The organism is Duganella sacchari (assembly GCF_900143065.1).
GTDB lineage: Bacteria > Pseudomonadota > Gammaproteobacteria > Burkholderiales > Burkholderiaceae_D > Rugamonas > Rugamonas sacchari.
Window position 1 is genome coordinate 161,940 of the sequence record NZ_FRCX01000005.1, and the last position, 19,055, is coordinate 180,994.

19 protein-coding genes and 1 pseudogene are annotated in these 19,055 nt (G+C 60.7%); 9 read left to right on the forward strand and 11 right to left on the reverse strand.

What is annotated here, in order from left to right; genetic code table 11:
• Positions 1–228: 228 nt before the first annotated feature.
• Complete coding sequence (locus tag BUA36_RS12250) at positions 229–687, forward strand: rhodanese-like domain-containing protein (RefSeq protein ID WP_072784843.1); 459 nt, start codon at positions 229–231, stop codon at positions 685–687.
• A 15-nt stretch (positions 688–702) separates the two neighbouring features.
• On the opposite strand, the gene BUA36_RS12255 is transcribed toward BUA36_RS12250, so the two are convergent.
• From BUA36_RS12255 to BUA36_RS12285, 7 genes are all read right to left on the reverse strand, one after another.
• A complete protein-coding gene (locus BUA36_RS12255; protein ID WP_072784846.1) occupies positions 703–2,067 on the reverse strand; it encodes a TAXI family TRAP transporter solute-binding subunit in 1,365 nt (454 codons plus the stop codon).
• A 130-nt stretch (positions 2,068–2,197) separates the two neighbouring features.
• The gene (locus BUA36_RS12260; protein WP_072784848.1) at positions 2,198–5,326 is read right to left on the reverse strand and encodes a transglycosylase domain-containing protein; all 3,129 of its coding nucleotides are present in this window, start codon (positions 5,324–5,326) and stop codon (positions 2,198–2,200) included.
• A gap of 342 nt (positions 5,327–5,668) precedes the next feature.
• The gene (locus tag BUA36_RS12265; RefSeq protein ID WP_072784850.1) at positions 5,669–6,454 is read right to left on the reverse strand and encodes a competence/damage-inducible protein A; all 786 of its coding nucleotides are present in this window, start codon (positions 6,452–6,454) and stop codon (positions 5,669–5,671) included.
• A 2-nt stretch (positions 6,455–6,456) separates the two neighbouring features.
• Positions 6,457–7,269: an EI24 domain-containing protein gene (locus BUA36_RS12270; RefSeq protein ID WP_072784852.1), complete on the reverse strand. Its 813-nt coding sequence runs from the start codon at positions 7,267–7,269 to the stop codon at positions 6,457–6,459.
• A complete protein-coding gene (locus BUA36_RS12275) occupies positions 7,269–8,261 on the reverse strand; it encodes a sterol desaturase family protein (RefSeq protein ID WP_072784855.1) in 993 nt (330 codons plus the stop codon). Before BUA36_RS12275 ends, BUA36_RS12270 begins: the two co-directional genes overlap by 1 nt.
• Positions 8,258–9,031: a polysaccharide deacetylase family protein gene (locus tag BUA36_RS12280; protein WP_072784857.1), complete on the reverse strand. Its 774-nt coding sequence runs from the start codon at positions 9,029–9,031 to the stop codon at positions 8,258–8,260. The genes BUA36_RS12275 and BUA36_RS12280 overlap by 4 nt, the downstream gene beginning before the upstream one ends.
• Positions 9,031–9,993, reverse strand: a complete 963-nt coding sequence (locus tag BUA36_RS12285) for a YVTN family beta-propeller repeat protein (protein WP_072784859.1) — start codon at positions 9,991–9,993, stop codon at positions 9,031–9,033. The genes BUA36_RS12280 and BUA36_RS12285 overlap by 1 nt, the downstream gene beginning before the upstream one ends.
• 90 nt (positions 9,994–10,083) lie before the next feature.
• Here BUA36_RS12285 and BUA36_RS12290 point away from each other — a divergent pair, with 90 nt between their 5' ends.
• Positions 10,084–10,440 (forward strand): FKBP-type peptidyl-prolyl cis-trans isomerase, encoded by a 357-nt coding sequence (locus BUA36_RS12290; protein ID WP_072784861.1) that lies wholly within the window; start codon positions 10,084–10,086, stop codon positions 10,438–10,440.
• Positions 10,441–10,447: 7 nt separating this feature from the next.
• Here the strand turns inward: BUA36_RS12290 and BUA36_RS12295 are convergent, their stop codons facing one another.
• Positions 10,448–11,236 (reverse strand): hypothetical protein, encoded by a 789-nt coding sequence (locus BUA36_RS12295; protein ID WP_072784863.1) that lies wholly within the window; start codon positions 11,234–11,236, stop codon positions 10,448–10,450.
• Between the two features lie 174 nt (positions 11,237–11,410).
• Between BUA36_RS12295 and BUA36_RS12300 the strand changes: the two genes are divergently transcribed.
• The gene (locus BUA36_RS12300; RefSeq protein ID WP_255490429.1) at positions 11,411–11,728 is read left to right on the forward strand and encodes an HU family DNA-binding protein; all 318 of its coding nucleotides are present in this window, start codon (positions 11,411–11,413) and stop codon (positions 11,726–11,728) included.
• A 168-nt stretch (positions 11,729–11,896) separates the two neighbouring features.
• Entirely contained in the window at positions 11,897–12,148 is a 252-nt protein-coding gene (locus tag BUA36_RS12305; RefSeq protein WP_072784869.1) for an acyl-CoA-binding protein, read from the forward strand.
• A 67-nt stretch (positions 12,149–12,215) separates the two neighbouring features.
• On the opposite strand, the pseudogene BUA36_RS12310 reads toward BUA36_RS12305, so the two are convergent.
• Both BUA36_RS12310 and BUA36_RS12315 read right to left on the reverse strand, forming a co-directional pair.
• Positions 12,216–12,881 (reverse strand): annotated as a pseudogene (locus BUA36_RS12310) (PEP-CTERM sorting domain-containing protein); the annotation flags it as partial.
• A gap of 198 nt (positions 12,882–13,079) precedes the next feature.
• Complete coding sequence (locus BUA36_RS12315) at positions 13,080–13,358, reverse strand: polyhydroxyalkanoic acid system family protein (RefSeq protein WP_072784873.1); 279 nt, start codon at positions 13,356–13,358, stop codon at positions 13,080–13,082.
• A gap of 242 nt (positions 13,359–13,600) precedes the next feature.
• Here BUA36_RS12315 and fdxA point away from each other — a divergent pair, with 242 nt between their 5' ends.
• The 5 genes from fdxA to nth all read left to right on the forward strand — a co-directional run bounded on the left by fdxA (position 13,601) and on the right by nth (position 17,878).
• Positions 13,601–13,924 (forward strand): ferredoxin FdxA, encoded by a 324-nt coding sequence (gene fdxA, locus BUA36_RS12320; RefSeq protein ID WP_072784875.1) that lies wholly within the window; start codon positions 13,601–13,603, stop codon positions 13,922–13,924.
• Positions 13,925–13,971: 47 nt separating this feature from the next.
• A complete protein-coding gene (locus tag BUA36_RS12325; RefSeq protein ID WP_072784877.1) occupies positions 13,972–15,039 on the forward strand; it encodes an NAD(P)/FAD-dependent oxidoreductase in 1,068 nt (355 codons plus the stop codon).
• Positions 15,040–15,253: 214 nt separating this feature from the next.
• The gene (locus tag BUA36_RS12330) at positions 15,254–16,489 is read left to right on the forward strand and encodes a polyhydroxyalkanoate depolymerase (protein WP_072784879.1); all 1,236 of its coding nucleotides are present in this window, start codon (positions 15,254–15,256) and stop codon (positions 16,487–16,489) included.
• A gap of 70 nt (positions 16,490–16,559) precedes the next feature.
• Positions 16,560–17,234: an electron transport complex subunit RsxB gene (gene rsxB, locus BUA36_RS12335; RefSeq protein ID WP_072784881.1), complete on the forward strand. Its 675-nt coding sequence runs from the start codon at positions 16,560–16,562 to the stop codon at positions 17,232–17,234.
• Positions 17,231–17,878: an endonuclease III gene (gene nth, locus BUA36_RS12340; RefSeq protein WP_072784883.1), complete on the forward strand. Its 648-nt coding sequence runs from the start codon at positions 17,231–17,233 to the stop codon at positions 17,876–17,878. Before rsxB ends, nth begins: the two co-directional genes overlap by 4 nt.
• Here nth and proB read toward each other — a convergent pair.
• Entirely contained in the window at positions 17,875–18,993 is a 1,119-nt protein-coding gene (proB, locus tag BUA36_RS12345; protein ID WP_072784885.1) for a glutamate 5-kinase, read from the reverse strand. The genes nth and proB overlap by 4 nt on opposite strands.
• Between the last annotated feature and the right edge of the window lie 62 nt (positions 18,994–19,055).

Below are 19,055 nucleotides of genomic sequence, written 5' to 3' on the forward strand. Positions count from 1 at the left end.
AAAGGGAATATGTGGAACTCGTGAGGCCTTACTAAGCAGTATCCGTGCCAGCCCGAAACGCTATTTACTGCAGATCAATCGCGCACCTATTTGGTGCATTTCCCGCATTTCGCACCTTATGGGTGCATTTTAGGATTTTTTCTGAAAAGCGCATGGTTTTGGTGCATTGGGGTCGCGGGTTTGCGCGGACGCCATATAATAAACTTAAACTTATTACCGGAACACCTTATGAGCAAAATAGATGAGATCCTCGCCCTTGCCCGTAGCCGTAGCAGGGATTGGCCCTATGCGGGCGCGGTGACGCCGCAGGAAGCGTTTGAGCTGATCGGTCTGGAAAATGCCGTCAAGCTGGTCGATGTGCGTACCAACGCCGAGCGCGACTGGGTGGGCCGGGTGGCGATACCAGAAGCCCAACATGGTGCGGTACAGTGGAATACTTACCCTGGCGGCAACGCCAACCATGAGTTTATTGAGCAGCTGAATGGAATCGCACGCAAGGACCAGGTGATTTTGTTCCTGTGCCGTTCCGGCGTGCGCTCGCGTGGTGCAGCCAAGCTGGCGACCGAACACGGCTACCAGCATTGCTACGACATCCTGGAAGGCTTTGAAGGCGACAAGGACGAGCGTGGCCACCGCAAGAACATCAACGGCTGGTGCCACGCCGACCTGCCCTGGATCGGCGCCTGACCCCGCCGTACCGGGTTAAACGGGCACGGCCTCTGGTGCGGTCGGTGACGCCTCGCCCATCAGGAACAGGATACGCTTGCGCACGAACTGGATGTGGCTGCGCAAGCCATACAAGCCATCGGCAAACGACAGCGGGATCGACACCTGATTGACCAGGTCTTCGATTTCATTGAGCCGCTTGAGCTGTTCCTCATACACCTGCATGCGCGTCGCCTGCGGTGCCTCCTCCACTTTCTGCTCCACCGCCCGCAACTGGCCATACCAGCGATACACGCGCGAACGGATGCGCCACACATACAGCGGCGGCACCACTTTCGACAGCGGCAGGATCAGCGCGCCCAGCGCCACCACCAGCACCCACATGCGGTCAAAGAAATTCGCCAGCCAGAAGGTCATGTAGCGCTGCAGGAACGGCGGACCGCTCTTGTAGTACTTGGCCGCTTCCGGATCCACCGGAATCTCGGTGTACTTGGCCGATGGGAACTGGCCCTGCTGCTGGAACCAGCCGGCGCCGCCATGAATACTGGCGGCCGCCTGCACGAACAAGTCCACCAGCGCGGAATGCAGGTCTTCGCGGGCCACCAGCGTGGCGGTCGGCGCGATCAGGTTGTAGTCTTCGGACGGAATGTTGCGGCCAAGGTCGACAATCCCCTGCGGCAGCATCACATGCGTCAGGAACGGCAGCTTGCGCGAGTACGCCTCGGCCTGGTTGAAGTCGAACAGCCGGATGCCCGGTGTTTGCAGCAGCATCTGGATCAGCGGCGCTTCCGGCGCGGAGGTGAACACCAGGCCGTCGATACGGCCTTCCAGCAGCTCCACGGTGGCGGGCGTATTCGCCAGCGAGAAGCGTTCGACCTCGCCCTTCTCCACGCCATTCAGCTCAAGAATCTGGCGGAACAGGCGCGGCGAACCGGCGCCTTTCGGGCCGTAATTGATTTTCTTGCCACGCAGCTGGGTCAGCTGGGTGATGGGCGGCTTGCCCTTCTCTTCGCGCAGGAACAGCCACAGCGGCTCAACGAACAGGCTGCCCAGCGAGGACAAGCCTTCGCGCTCGGCCGCTTCTTCGTTGGTGGAACCGCTTTGTACGAAGGCGATATCGACCTTGCCTTCTTTCAGGTTACGCAGGTTTTCGCTGGAACCGGCGGACGGCACCAGCGTGACCTTGACGCCATGCTTGACCAGCGCAGCTGCATACTTCTTGCCGAAGTCTTCATAGGCGGAGTTTTCCTGCCCCGTGCCCAGACGCACCGTGCGCGGCGGCGCCGGGTCGACCAGCCAGTAAGCCAGCAGGCAGACGCCGACAATCAGCAACACCGTGGGGGCGGCAGCAACAACCAGATCCCGGATCGAGAACTGCGTGAATTTGAGGATCTTGGACATGTGATGGCGCAGAGGTTTCATGGGCTGATACATTGCCAAGAAATAAGCAACAACGCAAGGGAAACCCCAAAAGTAAAGGGTCTGACCCCGAACGGGGGTCAGACCCAGGCCTGCGGGTTGCGGGGTAAAGTCAACCGCCGCAGGCCTGCAGTGGCGGCGTCACGGCAACGGGCGCTGCTCCCCCGGTACGCATCACCACCGCTGGCGGCGTCGCGCCGGGTTTGGACGCGGCATGCGGTTCAATCAAGGGCATCAGATGCGGCGCCAGCACCACCAGCAGCTGCACCGGCAGCGCACTGGTGAAGTCATAGTTCTTCGACGCCGGTCCATGCACATACGCCGTCATCGAACCAAAGAAACGCTCGCCGATATTGAACACAAATGTCGCCGAACGGTTCACATAGCGCGACTCGATCAGCCGGCCGCCGGCCGCATACACATCAAAGCGCTGGTCGCCGGTCCCCGTCTTGCCGCCGACCGGAATAATCGCCCCATCGGCCGACACAAACGCCGACTTCACGCGCTTGGCCGTACCATCCGACACCACGCCACGGATCGCATCCGCCACCACGCGCGCCACCTCGGGCGAGATCGCCTGTTCATTGGTGGTCGGCGGCGCCTTGGTCACCAGCGTTTCATACGGCGTGCCTTTGGCGAAGTGCAGCGAGGTCACACGTTGCGAACTCTTGCGTACGCCGCCGTTGACGATAATCCCCATCATTTCCGCCAGCGCGGCCGGACGGTCCGCCGATGCGCCCAGCGTGGTCGCATACGATGGCACCAGCGATTCAAACGGATAGCCCATCTTCTTCCACTGCTTGTGGATTTCCATGAAGCCTTCCACCTCGATCAGGCCGGCGATACGCTTGTCCTGCGCGTGCTTGCGGTGCGTCTTGAACAGCCACTGATACACCTCCTGCCGTTCCTTCTCGCTGGCCGCCGTCATCTGGCTCAGGGTCGCGCCAGGATGCAGGCGCAGATACGCCGCCATCCATAATTCCAGCGGATGCACGCTGGCCAGGTAGCCGCGGTCCGCCAGCGACCATTTGTCGATCGCATACTGGTCGTACAGCTTGGCCACGCGCTCTTCCGGCACCTCGTTCTGCGATGGCAGGTTCTCCTTGAGGAAGGCGGCAAACTGTTCCTGCGTCGCCAGCGGATACACGGTGCGGTGGATCACCGCCAGCCGCACCGGCGTGCTGCGGATATTCGCCAGCAGGATCTTGTCCAGCTCCGTCTCCGGCTTGCCCTTGTACTTGGCGTAGAAGCGCGCCAGGAATTCCTTGCCTTCCTTGTCCGCAAAACGCGCCAGATAACCGGCCCGGCGCGGATCATCCGCATCCGACAGCAGCGAGGCCGACGAGCCGGGCACCGAGAACATATAGTACTTGGCGACGTCGCGCATCAGGCGCACGAACACCAGGTTGGTCGAATGGCGCAGCGCTTCAGTCACGGTCAGGATCTTGCTGTTGTCTTCCTTGGAGAAGTTACCGAAGTGGTGCAGGCCGCCGCCCGTGAAGAAGCCCTCGCCCGGATTGCCCGAATACTTGCGCTCCATGGCCGCGTTGAGCATCGGCGTCAGCTCGCGCTTGTCCATCGGCAGCGCCTTGAAGTAGTCCAGGCCCCATTGGGTCAGCTTGTCCTGCGGGTCAACCTTGACCTGGCCCAGCGCGGCCGCATCCATGCCGCCGTACTTCTTGTGCAGCTGGTCCATGATGTCCAGATAGGTCACCAGCGTGCGCAGCTTGGCGGTTGAGCCCAGGTCCAGCTTGGCGCCCTCGTTGATGTCCAGCGGCTGGTCGAAGTTGTCGGTTTGCAGACGCAGCAGGTTGTTCTGTTCGCCCTTCTCCAGCAAGGTGAAGCTGTACACCACATTGGCCGGATCGCCATTGCCCAGCATGCCTTTGCCGGTCAGGCCGGCGGCCTTGGCCTTGTCCGGATCGCGCAGGTCGCGCAGCACCTGCGTCACGGCTGTCTGCGCCTGCGCATCCAGCGTGCTGACCACGGTCAGGTCCAGGCGGTCCAGGTTGTACATGCGGTTGTCACCGAGCAGGTTGGCCAGGTGGTTGCGGATCGCATTCGAGGCCTTGCGGCTGACGAAGGTTTGCGGCGGCGCCAGCTGCAAGCCGTTGCCGGTGGCCGGATGCAGGTGCTGCTGCAACGCCACGTCGCGCATCGCTGGCGTGATGGCGCCATCGTTGGCCAGGATGCGCAGATGGCTGTTGGCCAGCACTTCCAGGTCCGCCGCGCCATCGCCCAGGTAATAGCTCGGACGACGCTGCGCAATCATCAGGCTCAGCGCTTCCTTGAACACCAGCGCGGTTTCCGCATCGGGCTGATCGAGCTTGCCGTTGAGGCGCTTGTTCACCTCATCAAACGAACGACCGTACCAGACCCACATGCCGTCGCCGATGCCATTGACTTCGCCATAGCCAGGCTTGGCCGACAGCGGCACCGTGTTCAGGTATTCCAGCACGATGCGGCGGCGTACCTTGCTGGTGTCCGGTCCATCCTGATAGGAGCGCAGGCTGGCCGACACCATCTGTTGCAGCTTGTCCTTCATCGAGCCTGTGCGGCCTTCCGGCGAGTGCCGGTATTTTTCAATCTGCGTCGCCAGCGTACTGCCGCCGGCCGCGCGGTGGCCGCCCGCCACGGCGCTCACGCTTTTTTCGATCACGGCCTTGCCCAACCGGTCCCATTCCACGGCGGGATTGCGTTTCGGGTAGGTGTTATCGAGCAGCTCGCGGTTCTCGATGAACAGCAGGCTGCTGACCAGCACCGGCGGCGCTTGCTCGAATTTATTGTAGATACGTTCCGGATAGCTGGCGGCAAACAGCTCCTGCGCGCGGCAGTCATAAATCGTCAGACCGGTCTTGGTTTTTTCGCGGTAGGTGGCAAACACGCCCATGTCCACCAGCTCGGTCATCTTGGCCGACATGCGCGCCTGCGCCGATACCTGATAGTCGCGCGCACTGAGCTTGCCGATGTAGTCCGGCAGGCCCGCATAGCCCAAGCGCTCATCGTAAGGGCTGTCGTGCGGGAAGCGGATCGACTTGCTGGCTCCCGGCTCGACCTTGTAGGTCATCTTGCCGGCCAGGTCGCTGAACACGCGCGCCTGCACGGACGAGGTCAGCGTTTCGCGATAGCCCCAGTAAGCGGCAAACGAAATACCGATCAGCAGCACCAGCAAAAAGGCATTGCGCGAGCGCTTGCTCTTCTTCGGTGTATCGCCCTCTTGCGGCGTCGGCAACGAGTCCATTTGCGCCTGTGCCAGATGGGCTTCAGTTTGTTCGGGAGTAGGTGGCGGCACCACACTAAGATGGCGCTTGCGGCGATAGCCAAATGCTGCCGCACCTGCACGCAATTTGCGTACTGCGCGTACAACGAGACGGGGCCGGCGGAAACGACGATTGCTTAACATATGATTCAAACCGGTCGATGTTTACTCAAACTTACTAGCTTCCATTCCACCACATCAAAGCGTCGCCAACCGGAGCAGACACACAATAATTTTACTGCGCCGTTATTTTTTCGCAAAAAAACAACGGCGTTCTCCCGCAAGAAAGAACGCCGCTGCACTTGATCAGATTAACAGCGCGCACTAAATGTTGCTGAACTCTACATTGAGCTTGCGCAGCTCGTCGCACAATTGGATAAACGCGGTGGCCGTCTGCACCGGTTCGCCTTTGACGCCAAGCTCGATATGGCGGCGCATGTTGGCATCGCCCACGCTGGGCAGGCTGAATACTTTGACACGCGGGTATTGTTTTTCCAGCGCCACCATCAGCGGCGTCAGCGCCGACTCTGCCGTTTCGTACACCAGCACCGACTGCTCCAGCCGCGGCTCGCGGTTGAACAGGTCGGCGTAGTGATTGTCCAGCACCCATTCAATCATGGGCCAGGCCATGACCGGGAAGCCCGGCACGAAGTAATGCTTGCGCAGCGCAAAGCCGGCGATGTTGTTGTACGGGTTAGGCACCAGCGCCGCGCCTTCGGCAAACTCGGCCATCTTCAGGCGGTGCAGGTTTTCCGCCGAATTCAGGTCGGCCGTCTGTCCGGCCTCCTGCGCCATTTGCACGATGCGCTGCTGGATGTTGAGCTTGCCCTGTTCATGCAGCACCAGCGGCAGGCCCAGCGCGTCGGCGGCGGCCTGGCGCGTGTGATCGTCCGGCGTGGCGCCGATGCCGCCGCAGCAGAAAACGATGTCATCGCTGGCGAAGGTGCGTTTTAGCGTATCGGTGATGCGGACCGGATCATCCGGCAGAATTTCGGCCCAGGTCAGTTGCAGGCCACGCGCGGTGAGCATTTGCAGCACCTTGGGGAAGTGCTGGTCGACGCGCCGGCCCGACAGGATTTCATCGCCAATAATAATGAGTCCGATTGCCATGCCTACTCCTTAGAAATGACTTCTTGCGCGCGCAACTGCGCCAGCGCATCCATGCAATAGTACGCGAACCACAAACCGGTAAAGATAAAAATCAGTACATACAGCCAGATCGACAGCGCGGCCAGGAACGGGAACATCACCACCGCCATCACGCCGCCCAGCCAGATCGCGCCCGGCAGCGCACCGGCCGCGCCGGACACCACGCCTATCGCCAGCAGGCGCCAGCGGTGTTCGGCCAGGATCTGGTGGCGCTCGTCGCGGCTGGCGTAGTCGGCCAGCGTGTCGTACACCATCACGCGGCAGGTGAGCCAGCCCCACAGCAGCGCCTGCACCACCACCGCCAGCGGCGGGAAGAAGTACAGCGGCAAGGTGAGTACCCACAAACCCATAAAGATCAGCATGCCGCCCAGCGCCACGCCAACACTGCCCAGGATGGACCCGCCCTTGCGCTGCTCCAGCTGCGGATAATGGCGCAGGCCGACATGGCGGCCGATGATGGGCATGGCCACCACGCCAATGAAGATCAGCGACGTCAGGATCATCAAGGGCAGCAGCGCCAGCATCGCGATCAAGGGCACCACCACCGTTTTCAAGGTGCCCAGGCCGAGCGAAGTCAGCCAGCTGCTGCTGTAGCTGAAGCCGTTATATTCAACGAACTGCGCCTGTACATAATCGATGAGCGGCTGCAGATAGAAATACAGCGCCACCGCCCAGACGCCCAGCGCCAGCAGGAAAGGCGCAACGCTCATCAGCAGCATCTTGCCGTGCCATTGGGACAGGAAGGCGCGGCCCCATGCGCGTACAACACCCACCATCAAACCACCTCCTTGCGTGCATATTCAACCATGCGTTTCAATCCCAGCCACTGCTGCGCCCAGAAGCCGCGCCCATAATCGCGGCCCGGCATGACCACGCCGTCGGCGCCCGTGCCGGGCAGCTGGTCGCGGATGCCGGTGGCGACAAATTCCGGCCTGAAGTTCGCGGTGCGGAACACCATGTCCCAGACCGGCAGCAGCACGGCAAAGTTGCAGCCGCCCAGTTTGCCATCATGATTTTCATGCCCAACGCCGATCGCATGATGCATGCGATGGTAGCGCGGCGACACCAGCAGGCGCTCGCCCAGCCAGCCAAAGTGCAGACGTACATTGGCATGCTGCAGGCTTTGCAGGATGCGCGACACCGACACCAGGATCACATATTGTGCCGGCTCCACGCCGATGCACAGTGCGATAACGCCCATGTAGACGTCACGCAGCAGGTCGTCCAGGATGTGGTTGCGGTTGTCGCTCCACAGGTTCAGGTTCTGCTGGCTGTGGTGCAGGCCGTGCAGCCCCCACCACCAGTTGAACTTGTGCGAGGAGCGGTGATACCAGTAATCAAAGAAATCCAGCACCACGAAATACACGAAGAACGCGCCCAGCGGACTGATGCCCGGCCACAGCGCTTCCAGATTGAACGGATGGAAGCCGTCAAAACGCAGCGCGGCAGCCACGCCATCCATGAGCGGATCGAGCGTGAAGAAAATCAGCACCGAGAACACGCCCACGCGGTGCAGCAGGGTGTAGAGGAAGTCGTTCCAGCGCGCACGCGGATCGGTGATCTGCTGCGCCGGGAGCATCGCTTCCAGCGGCCGCAGCACCAGGAACAGCAGCGCCAGTTCCAGTACGCCGATCAGCAGCCATTCCGTGCCTTCGAAAGCGTCTTCGACAAATTCGCCCAGGCCGAGCTGGAACACCAGCGGCTGGACCACGGTTTCAAACAACCAGCCCTGGGCAATGCCCAGCCAGTCCGAGAGGGTTTGCATCATTTTTTAAACACGCTTGCGTAATCGGGATGCTCGCGCAGGGTCGCGAAGCACATGCCTTTTTGCTCCAGACCGCTAATCAGGGGCTCCAGGTTGGCCGGCGCCCACGGATCTTTGCGCGACCAGATGCCCATGTGGATCAGCACGATATCGCCGCCCTTCAGCGTGCGCAACGACTTTTGCAGAAGTACCGTATTCGGATACTTTTCGCTCGACAGCTCATCGCCCGAGAATCCCGCCGGCGTCCAGCCCACATGCGCGTAGCCGCAAGCCCTGCCCGCCTCCAGCAGGCGTGGCGAGGTGCGTCCGGCCGGTGCGCGCCAGACGGGATCGAGATGCCTGCCGGTCAGTTCGGCAAAGCGCTGGTCAACGCGCTGGAGCTGTTCGCAGTACTGCCTGGCGGTCCAGCTGACCTGCTTGCCGGCCGACTCGCCAAAGCCGGGCTTGAAGACCAGCTGGCCGTCCGCGCCATCGCGCACGAACACGGCGTGGTCGAAGGTGTGCGAGCCGATCACATGGCCTTCGGCCACGCGCGCTTTCCAGAATGCCGACCAGGCCGGGTCCAGCGAATAATCGCCGCGTACGGTTTTTTCGTTGGCCAGGAAGAAGCTGGCCTGGATATGATGGCGCTTGAGCGTATCGGCAATCAGCTCGGCCTGCGACTGGCTGCCGGTATCAAAGGTGAGATAGACCGTGCCTTTGCAGTGCGCGGCGGCAGGCGCGGCGGGCGTCACCGCCAGCGCTAACAGGGTCAGGGCGGCGGTAAATTTCATCAGCGCTGGGCGGAGTTGAAGAAGAACACACCGTGCGGCGAGCGGCCTACCGGGATCAGCTTGACCACCTTGCGCGTTGGCAGGTCAATCACCGCCACCTTTTTAATCCAGCGCAGCGTGACCCACATGGTCTTGCCGTCGTCGGTCACTTCCATGCAGTCCGGGCCGCCGGGCACATTGATCTGGCCGACGTTTTCCAGTGTCTTCTGATCGATGATGTTAATCGAGTTGGACACCCGGTTGGACACATAGGTGTAGCGTCCATCGCCCGCCGAGCGGAAGTTGTGCGCGCCCTGGCCGGTCTTGATGCGCTTGACGGTCTTCTGCGCCTTCCAGTCGATGACTTCGACATAATCCGCACCCATGATGCCGACCAGCAGATACTTGTCATCCGGTGTCATGGCGATCCCCGCCGGCAGCTTGCCGACCGGGAGCGTCCACTTCAAGGTCTGCGTGCTCAGGTCAATCGCGCTGACCTGGTCGCTGCCCTGCTGGGTGATGAACACCATATTGCTGGCGGCATTGAACGCCATGTGGCTCGGCAGCTTGGGCAGCGGAATGCGCTTGGCCAGCGTCATGGCCGAGCCGTCATATTGATACAGGTCGACGCGGTCGAGACGCAGCGAGTTCGAGACAAACCACTTCTGGTCCGGCGAGAAGCCGATCTGGTAAGGATCGAGAATGTTTTTGATGGTGCGCTGTACCTGGCCGGACTTGGGGTCAAGGAAGATCAGTTCATTCCCAACCGAGCTGGCAACAATCAGCGACTTATTGTCCGGCGTGGCCATCAGGTGGTGCGGCTCCTTGCCGACCGGGATAGTGGAGAGATCCTTGTACGTCGCCTGGTCCAGCAACTGTATGGTGGCATCACGGGAATTCAGGACAACCACGACATTGGCCTGGGCGCTGCCAACAGCCAGCAAGGCGCAGGAAAGGACGATACGGCGGAAACTGCGGAGCATGAAAAATCGCTTAGAAGAGCAAAACCTTATTTTACGTGCAAACCTGTGCCCCTGCTACAATTCGGGCCTGTTTCTAATGAAAGGAAGATCATGTCCACCATCACCACTCCATCCGGTCTGCAATACATCGAACTGACCGTGGGCGAAGGCGCTGAAGCCAAAGCCGGCCAGAACGTCACCGTGCACTACACCGGCTGGCTGCAAAACGACGACGGCAGCAAAGGCCCGAAATTCGATTCGAGCAAAGACCGCAACGATCCGTTTGAATTCGCACTGGGCGCCGGCATGGTCATCCGCGGCTGGGACGAAGGCGTGCAAGGCATGAAGATCGGCGGCGCCCGCCAGCTGATTATTCCAGCAGACCTGGGCTACGGCTCGCGCGGCGCTGGCGGCGTGATCCCGCCAAACGCAACGCTGATCTTTGACGTCGAACTGCTGGGCGTTTAATTCAGGCTTAGCGCTGCCAGTTCCTGCGCAGCGCTTCCAGTTCGGCCCGCGTGTCAAGCATGCCGCCGACGATGCGCTGGTCGATCGCTTCCAGCAGCGCCGTCGGCATCTCCGTCCCCGCCATGCGGTAATTGCCCATCGCCGGCAGCGGCCGCGGATTTTGCACCAGCACCGGTATGCGCCACTCCTCGCTGGCGCGGCAAGCTATCCCCACCAGATCCTGCGCCATGCCCACCAGCGTAAAGCTGCGGCAGTAGCTGCCCTCATTCGACAAGAAGCTCAATCCCACGCGCACTTCGCCATCCGATGGCGCCGCACCGCCGAGCTGCTGACTCAGCGCGATGGCCAGCCTGCCCTGCGCCACCAGCAAGCCATTGCGGCTTGCCACTTCCGTTGGCGCCGGCGCCGGATCGCCAAACCAGTTCGGCTGCCAGCGCGACAGACCAAACTTGCCGGCGGCCAGACCCAGCACCATCACCAGCGCCAGGGCGCTCCATTCCAGCCAGCTCCAGTGCCGGCGCGCGGCCTTGCGCGCCGCCTGCTGCGAGGCCAGGCGCTGCGCGCGCACCGCCGACAGCTGCACCACCTTGGCATTGACTTGTGCGCCGACGCGCGCGCGCCGGCCGGCAGGATTGTGCTGATCGGCATACACGCCCTCATCGCGCGCGGCGCGCAAACGGGCGACGCGGCGCGTCAGGTTGCTGTCCTGGCGCATGGCAGCCTCCACCGCAAGACGGGTAGTCTCGTCCAGTTCGCCGTCGGCGTATGCGATCAGTGTCTCGTCTGAAAAGCTCATGATCCCGTCCTTTAGACGTTCATCATAAACCTTTTTTTCTTCATGATGCTGGATTGCAGAAATGACGTAAGCCCTTTAAATACAAGGCTTTATTTGCGCTGCAACGCAGCGAGACAATAAATATAAGGCTTACTTCATACAGAAACCATTACTTTTAACAATATTTATGCTAATCTGCGCGCTCCAATAACCAAGGAGGTAGTAATGAAAAAAGGCGAACTGATTGCAGAATTTGCGAAACGCACCGAGCTGTCCGCTGCTGCCGCCAACGGCGCAGTGAACACTCTGATCGCCATCATCACTGAGCGTCTGAAAAAAGGCGATTCGGTAGGCATCACCGGCTTCGGCACCTTCTCCGTAGCCAAGCGCGCTGCACGTAAAGGCCGCAATCCTGCAACCGGCGAAGCGATCAAGATCGCCGCGTCGAAAACCCCGAAATTCTCGGCTGGCGCCACGCTGAAATCGGCAGTCAACCCGACCAAGAAGAAGTAATTCTTCCGGAGTTTTACGCAGTGCCTGTCTAGGGCATCGGCAACGGCGGTTCATGCAGGCTTGGTCCTGAATGAGCCGCCGTTCTGTTTTTGGAGCGCGTCCTCTAGCGGTTTTGATGGCCGCTGCGGTTATGATGGCGCATCAACCTATTACACCAAGGAGCGCGGTATGAGTTTGCAAGAACAATTTGACCAGGCCCAGGCGGACTCGAAAAATCTGCCGGAGCGTCCAGACAACATGACCCTGCTGAAGATCTACGCGCTGTTCAAACAGGCGTCCAGCGGTGATGCCACCGGCGACCGTCCCGGCATGACCGACTTCGTCGGCCGCGCCAAATACGATGCATGGGCTGAGCTCAAAGGCAAAACCCAGGACGAAGCAAAACAGCTGTACATCGACCTGATCGAAGATCTGAAGTAATCACTCTGACGTCATAAAAAAAGGCCCTTTAATCTAAAGGGCCTTTTGCTTTGGTGCAGATGATTTATCAGGCTTTGCGGCGACGCGCCAGTACGCCCATGATGCCCAGGCCAGCCAGCAGCATGGCATAGGTTTCCGGCTCAGGTACAGCCGCAATGCTGAATGCGGTGATGCGCTGGTCGGCGTCGGTGCCGCCGGTGCCGCCGGTGAAGCCGATATACATGCTGCTGCCGAACTTGGCGCTCAGGTCCACTACCTTGCTGTCACTGATGCTGTACGAGGTGTTAGTGCTGCCATCGAGGAAGTTGCCGCTCAGGGTCAGCACATGGGTGGTGGCGTTGTAGCTCACGGTCTCGGTGCCGGTCACATTGTTCGACGCGCCCAGGTTGAACGGGCCGGTCTTCAAGCCCTGCACCACGCCGTTGGTGCTCAGGCCGTAGTCATTGTTATGCCAGCTGCGGATTACCGAACCCACTGCGCTCGAACCCGAGCCGCCGATATTCCAGTAACCGACATCGCCGCCGCCATTGCCGGTGACGTTGTTGCCGGCATTCTGGAACGCCAGCGCGATACCGTCCGCCATTTTGCCGCTATCGTTCCCCAGCAGCGAGAACGAGAAACTGGTGCTGAACGACTGCGAAGTCGAGATGGAATTCTTGACCCAGCCAGCGCCCGACTGGCTGGTGGTGTGGGTCAGTTGCAGCTGGTTGCCCACCAGCGCGGCGCTGCCCGCCAGATTCAGCGTCGACAGGTCGATCACGGCGGCCGAGGCCGGTGCAGTGAAAGCAGCAGCAACAACAGCAGAAACGGCAAGCATGGAACGCATGGGAATTCCTTCAGTTAGTAAAAGAATGACATTGATTGGAAACGATTATTACACGACCCATGCATGCCTGCAATTAAATTTTGCAAACAACAACTATAATTTCATTTAAGAAACAAACAATTTACGCATTTTCTCCGTCACCTTGGCCTCCACCGCTGCCGCCATCATGCTGATCGGGAAGCCCAAAGCGATCTGCAACTGGGCCTGGTTGGGCCGCAAGGTCAGCGCGCCATTGACGCCGCTACGCTCGAAACGCAGCACGTCGCCGTCCCAGCGGCAAGTCAGTTCGAATTGTTCGGCCAGCTTGTCGGCCACTTGCTGGGCGGCCGCGCGGGCCTGTTCCGGCGCCAGGTGATGCTCCTGAACGATGTTGATGTCGGCCATGCGGCTCCCTCTGCTCAAAATAAACAAAGGCGCAATGATGCCAGTTGCGTCCGTGGCGCGCCAGTTTACAAGGGGGTTGAGGAAGTGTTTCGCTTTCCCCGAATGAATTTGCTTATATGTATTGTATATAAGCGCTGTTTGTGAGAAATAGCGAATTACCTTAAAATACAGTGCTTTGCCGAGGTTAGCCAGGCACCGCCCCGCCGCCGACGCCGCTGCACACCAACATTGATAGGACTGTTATGACCCACGTTGTCACCGAATCTTGCATCAGCTGCCGTTACACGGATTGCGTCGATGTTTGCCCGGTAGATTGTTTCCGCCAAGGCCCAAACTTCCTCGCCATCGATCCTGACGAGTGCATCGACTGCGCAGTCTGCGTTGCCGAATGCCCAGTGAACGCGATTTACGCAGAAGAAGATGTCCCAGGCGATCAACAGCAGTTTATCAAGATCAACGTTGAGCTGGCACGTAAATGGCCTTCGATCACCAAGACGGTCGCTCCGATGGCGGAAGCGGACCAGTTCAAGGACGTCAAAGAAAAACTGCACCTGCTGGTACGCTAAGCTGAGTAAAGCGCTGCTGCCACACTGAAATCACAGGAAACCCACGTATGAATAGTACCGTTACACCTACTGGCGTCATCGAAGCCGATGCCGTCATCATTGGCGCCGGCCCGGTCGGCCTGTTCCAGGTCTTCGAACTCGGCCTGCTGGAAATCAAAGCCCACGTGATCGATTCGCTGAACGCGGTGGGTGGACAGTGCGTGGAACTGTATCCTGACAAACCAATTTACGACATCCCCGCGGTACCATCGTGCACCGGCCAGGAACTGACCGACAACCTGCTCAAGCAGATCGAGCCGTTCGAGCCGACCTTCCACCTGGGCCAGGAAGTGACCAAGGTCGAGCGCCGCGACGACGGCCGCTTCGACGTCGAAACCACGCTCGGCACCAAGTTCATCACCAAGACCATCTTCATCGCCGCCGGCGTCGGTTCGTTCCAGGCCCGTACGCTGAAAGTCGACGGCATTGAAGTGTTCGAAGGCAGCCAGCTGCACTACAAGGTCAAGGATCCGGCGCAGTTCGAAGGCAAGAACCTGGTCATCTGCGGCGGCGGCGACTCCGCGCTGGACTGGGCCCTGAACTTCGTCGGCAAAGCCGAATCGGTCGTGCTGCTGCACCGGCGCGAAGATTTCCGCGCCGCGCCAGCCTCGGTGGCCAAGATGAAAGCCCTGTGCGACGACTACGAAATGCAGCTGCTGATCGGTACCGCCACCGGCTTTGAAACCTCGGAAGATGGCAAGCTGGAGCACCTGAAGGTCACCGCTGCCGACGGCGTCACCCGCCGTGTGCCGCTGGACATGCTGCTGGTGTTCTACGGCCTGTCGCCGAAACTGGGGCCGATCGCTGAATGGGGCCTGGACATCGAGCGCCGCCAGCTGAAAGTGCAGAACACCGAGAAGTTCGAGACCAACGTCCCGGGCATCTTTGCGGTGGGCGACATCAACACCTACCCCGGCAAGAAAAAACTGATCCTGTCGGGCTTCCACGAAGCAGCGCTGGCCGCCTTTGGCGCCGCCCCGTACATCTTCCCGGACAAGAAGATCCACATGCAGTACACCACCACCTCGCCGAAGCTGCACAAAGTGCTGGGCGTGGAAACGCCAGTCTTCGACTGAACGACAAGCAACTGTCCTACAAAAAAGCAGCGGAAACGCTGCTTTTTTTATGCCCAAACCAGTATTATTCTTTCTTACAAGATTGCCTGTGGATTCCACGTAGTCTTGCCAATCAGCACAAGGAAATGCTTTAACGACACGGCCACAGCTCTTATAATTTGGCTTATGATGTCAGCTATTGGTGCATCGCACCAAGCTCACCCCGGGATGCCTTATGCTCTACCAACTCCATGAAATGCAGCGCTCCTTCCTCACGCCACTGATGCAGTGGGCGGACGCTTCTTCGAAACTGTTCACCAATCCGGTATCGCCATTCGCCCATACGCCGTTCTCGCAGCGCATCGCTGCCGGCTACGAACTGATGTACCGCCTGGGCAAGGACTACGAGAAACCAGCATTTGAAATCGACAGCACCGAAATCAAGGGTGCAACTGTCGGCATCATCGAACACGTGGCCGTGAACAAACCGTTCTGCCGCCTGATCCACTTTAAAAAAGACCTGGACGATAAAAAGTTCAAGGCTCTCAAACAGCCGACCGTGCTGCTGGTGGCGCCGCTGTCCGGCCACCACTCGACGCTGCTGCGCGATACCGTGCGCGGCCTGATCGTCGACCACGACGTCTACATCACCGACTGGACCGATGCCCGCATGGTGCCGATGTCGGAAGGCCCGTTCCACCTGGACGACTACATCTACTACGTGCAGGACTTCATCCGCCTGCTGGGACCGGACGTCCACGTGATTTCCGTGTGCCAGCCGACCGTGCCAGTGCTGGCCGCCATCGCGCTGATGGCCAGCGACAATGATCCCAAGCTGCCCAAGACCATGACCATGATGGGCGGCCCGATCGATCCACGCCGCTCGCCAACGCAAGTCAACAACCTGGCCACCGAGAAAAAGTTCTCGTGGTTTGAAAACACCGTGATCTACTCGGTGCCGCCGAACTACCCGGGCTTTGGCCGCAAGGTCTATCCAGGCTTCCTGCAGCACGCCGGCTTCATCGCCATGAACCCGGGCCGCCACGCGCAGAGCCACCGCGACTTCTACAACCACCTGGTGGAAGGCGACGAGGAAACCGCAGAATCGCACCGCAAGTTCTACGACGAATACAACGCCGTGCTGGACATGCCTGCCGAGTACTACCTGGACACCATCAAGACCGTGTTCCAGGACCACGCGCTGCCGAAAGGCGAATGGCTGGTCGGCGGCAAGCTGGTGCGCCCGCAGGACATCCAGAACGTGGCCCTGTTCACCGTCGAAGGCGAGCTGGATGACATCTCCGGCGCCGGCCAGACCCAGGCCGCGCACGACCTGTGCACTGGCATCCCGGCCGACAAGCAGCAGGACCTGGTGGTGCAAGGCGCTGGCCACTACGGCATCTTCTCCGGCCGCCGCTGGCGCCAGATGGTGTGCCCGCAGATCACCGAGTTCATCAAGAAACACGGCTGATAACATGGTCTTACGCCCCGTTCAACGGGGCGTTTTACTATAATGGCGTTTTATCGCCATCCGCCAAGCCGTGCCCACCTCCCCATCCCTTGCCGACCGCATCGAAGATGCCCTGCCGCAGACGCAATGCACCAAATGCGGCTTTGACGGCTGCCGCCCGTATGCGCAAGCCATTGCCGCCGGCACGGCCGAGATCAACCAGTGCCCGCCAGGAGGTGCCGAAGGCATAGCGCGCCTGTCGTCCGTCACCGGCCGCAAGGTGATTCCGCTGAATCCCGTGAATGGACTGGAGCGGCCGCGCGCGGTCGCCTACATCGACGAATCGCTGTGCATCGGCTGCACGCTGTGCATCCAGGCCTGCCCGGTGGACGCCATCATCGGCGCGGGCAAGTTGATGCACACCGTGGTGCCGTCGCTGTGCACCGGCTGCGACCTGTGCGTCTCACCCTGCCCGGTCGATTGCATCGTGATGTACCCGGTCACTGAAACCACGGGCTGGGACGCGTGGACGCAGGCCGACGCCAACGCCGCGCGCGAGCGCCACGACTTCCGCACCATGCGCCTCCAGCGCGACAAACAGGAAAACGATGCGCGCCTGGCCGAGAAGGCCAAGTCCAAGATGGAGAAAGTGAATGCCATCGATCCTGCCGACGTCGAATCGGCCGCCGCGCTGGAACGCAAACGCGCCATCATCGCCGCTGCCATGGAACGCGCGCGCCTCAACAAAGAATCCGAGAACAAATGAACGCAGCCAAACGCTACGAAATGTTTGTGCGCTTCCGCGCCGCCAACCCCAAACCAGAAACTGAACTTGCATACACCACGCCGTTCGAACTGCTGATCGCCGTGCTGCTGTCGGCGCAGGCGACCGACGTCGGCGTCAACAAAGCCACGCGCAAGCTGTATCCGGTGGCGAACACGCCGCAGGCGATACTGGATCTGGGACTGGAAGAACTGACCGAATACATCCGCACCATCGGCCTGTACAAGACCAAGGCCAAGAACGTGATGGCGACGTGCCAGATGCTGGTCGAGCTGCATGGCGGCGAAGTGCCGCAGGATAGGGAATCGCTGGAAGCCCTGCCGGGCGTCGGCCGCAAGACCGCCAACGTGGTGCTGAATACAGCGTTTGGCCAGCCCACGATGGCGGTGGACACCCACATCTTCCGCGTGTCCAACCGCACCGGCCTGGCGCCGGGCAAGAACGTCGACATCGTCGAACAGAAGCTGCTGAAATTCGTGCCGAAAGAATTCCTGCAGGACGCCCACCACTGGCTGATCCTGCACGGCCGCTACACCTGCAAGGCGCGCAAGCCGGAATGCTGGAACTGCATCCAGGTTGACCTGTGCGACTACCGCAGCAAGACACCCGCACCTGCAGGCGCTTAAACCAATACCAGGTTGTCGCGGTGGATCAGTTCCTTGCCTTCGACAAAGCCAAGGATGGATTCGATCTCGCTCGATGGCTTGCGCATGATGCGGCGGGTTTCGGCGCTGGTGTAGTTCGACAGGCCGCGCGCGACCGCGATGCCGTCCGAATTCACGCAGGTGATGACGGCGCCGCGGCCAAACTCGCCTTTCACATCCGTCACGCCGATAGGCAGCAGCGACTTGCCTTCGCCTGTCAGCTTCTGCACCGCGCCCGCGTCCAGCACGACCTGCCCTACCGTGTGCAGATGATCCGCCATCCACTGCTTGCGCGCGGTCAGGTGGCCGGTCTGCGCCGCCAATTCAGTACCAATCGATTCGCCGGCGGCCAGCCGCGCCAGCACTTCGCTTTCGCGGCCATAGGCGATGATCGTGTGCGCGCCTGATTTGGCGGCGCGCTTGGCCGCCAGGATCTTGGTCAGCATGCCGCCGCGTCCCAGACTGCTGCCGGCACCACCCGCCATCGCCTCGAGTGCCGGATCGCCCGCGCGGCCCTGCTGGATCAGCACCGCCGATGGATCTTTGCGCGGATCGGCGCTGTACAGGCCTTTCTGGTCGGTGAGGATAATCAGCGCATCAGCCTCGATCAGGTTGGCCACCAGCGCGCCCAGCGTATCATTGTCGCCGAACTTGATCTCGTCGGTGACCACCGTATCGTTCTCGTTGATGATCGGGACGATCCCCAGCCGCAGCAAGGTGGTCAGCGTCGACCGCGCATTCAGATAGCGCTCGCGGTCGGCCAGGTCAGCGTGGGTGAGCAGCACCTGCGCCGTGCCCAGTCCATGCGCGCGGAAGCTGGTTTCATAAATCTGCGCGAGGCCCATCTGGCCCACAGCGGCGCAGGCTTGCAGTTCGTGGATATCGGTGGGGCGGGCTTCAAAGCCCAGGCGCAGCATGCCCTCGGCAATTGCGCCGGACGACACCAGTACCACCTGCTTGCCCAATGCGCGCAGGCCTGCGATCTGCGCGGCCCAGCGCGCGATGGCAGCGTGATCGAGTCCGCGGCCATCATTGGTGACCAGCGATGATCCAACCTTGATGATGATGCGGTGTGATTTTTGTATGACGGAATTCATGGGTGCGACAACATTCTCAAAACAAGCGGGAGGGGGATCTGCTGTATTTTGGCGGGCTGGTT

Excerpts from the sequence above, each read along its gene's own strand:
- BUA36_RS12250 (WP_072784843.1), top strand. The coding sequence starts at position 229 with ATGAGCAAAATAGATGAGATCCTCGCCCTTGCCCGTAGCCGTAGCAGG.
- BUA36_RS12285 (WP_072784859.1), bottom strand. The coding sequence starts at position 9,993 with ATGCTCCGCAGTTTCCGCCGTATCGTCCTTTCCTGCGCCTTGCTGGCT.
- fdxA (WP_072784875.1), top strand. The coding sequence starts at position 13,601 with ATGACCCACGTTGTCACCGAATCTTGCATCAGCTGCCGTTACACGGAT.
- proB (WP_072784885.1), bottom strand. The coding sequence starts at position 18,993 with ATGAATTCCGTCATACAAAAATCACACCGCATCATCATCAAGGTTGGA.
- BUA36_RS12275 (WP_072784855.1), bottom strand. The coding sequence starts at position 8,261 with ATGATGCAAACCCTCTCGGACTGGCTGGGCATTGCCCAGGGCTGGTTG.
- BUA36_RS12325 (WP_072784877.1), top strand. The coding sequence starts at position 13,972 with ATGAATAGTACCGTTACACCTACTGGCGTCATCGAAGCCGATGCCGTC.
- BUA36_RS12295 (WP_072784863.1), bottom strand. The coding sequence starts at position 11,236 with ATGAGCTTTTCAGACGAGACACTGATCGCATACGCCGACGGCGAACTG.
- BUA36_RS12280 (WP_072784857.1), bottom strand. The coding sequence starts at position 9,031 with ATGAAATTTACCGCCGCCCTGACCCTGTTAGCGCTGGCGGTGACGCCC.
- BUA36_RS12270 (WP_072784852.1), bottom strand. The coding sequence starts at position 7,269 with ATGGTGGGTGTTGTACGCGCATGGGGCCGCGCCTTCCTGTCCCAATGG.
- nth (WP_072784883.1), top strand. The coding sequence starts at position 17,231 with ATGAACGCAGCCAAACGCTACGAAATGTTTGTGCGCTTCCGCGCCGCC.
- BUA36_RS12255 (WP_072784846.1), bottom strand. The coding sequence starts at position 2,067 with ATGTCCAAGATCCTCAAATTCACGCAGTTCTCGATCCGGGATCTGGTT.
- BUA36_RS12290 (WP_072784861.1), top strand. The coding sequence starts at position 10,084 with ATGTCCACCATCACCACTCCATCCGGTCTGCAATACATCGAACTGACC.
- BUA36_RS12305 (WP_072784869.1), top strand. The coding sequence starts at position 11,897 with ATGAGTTTGCAAGAACAATTTGACCAGGCCCAGGCGGACTCGAAAAAT.
- BUA36_RS12265 (WP_072784850.1), bottom strand. The coding sequence starts at position 6,454 with ATGGCAATCGGACTCATTATTATTGGCGATGAAATCCTGTCGGGCCGG.
- BUA36_RS12260 (WP_072784848.1), bottom strand. The coding sequence starts at position 5,326 with ATGGACTCGTTGCCGACGCCGCAAGAGGGCGATACACCGAAGAAGAGC.
- BUA36_RS12330 (WP_072784879.1), top strand. The coding sequence starts at position 15,254 with ATGCTCTACCAACTCCATGAAATGCAGCGCTCCTTCCTCACGCCACTG.
- BUA36_RS12315 (WP_072784873.1), bottom strand. The coding sequence starts at position 13,358 with ATGGCCGACATCAACATCGTTCAGGAGCATCACCTGGCGCCGGAACAG.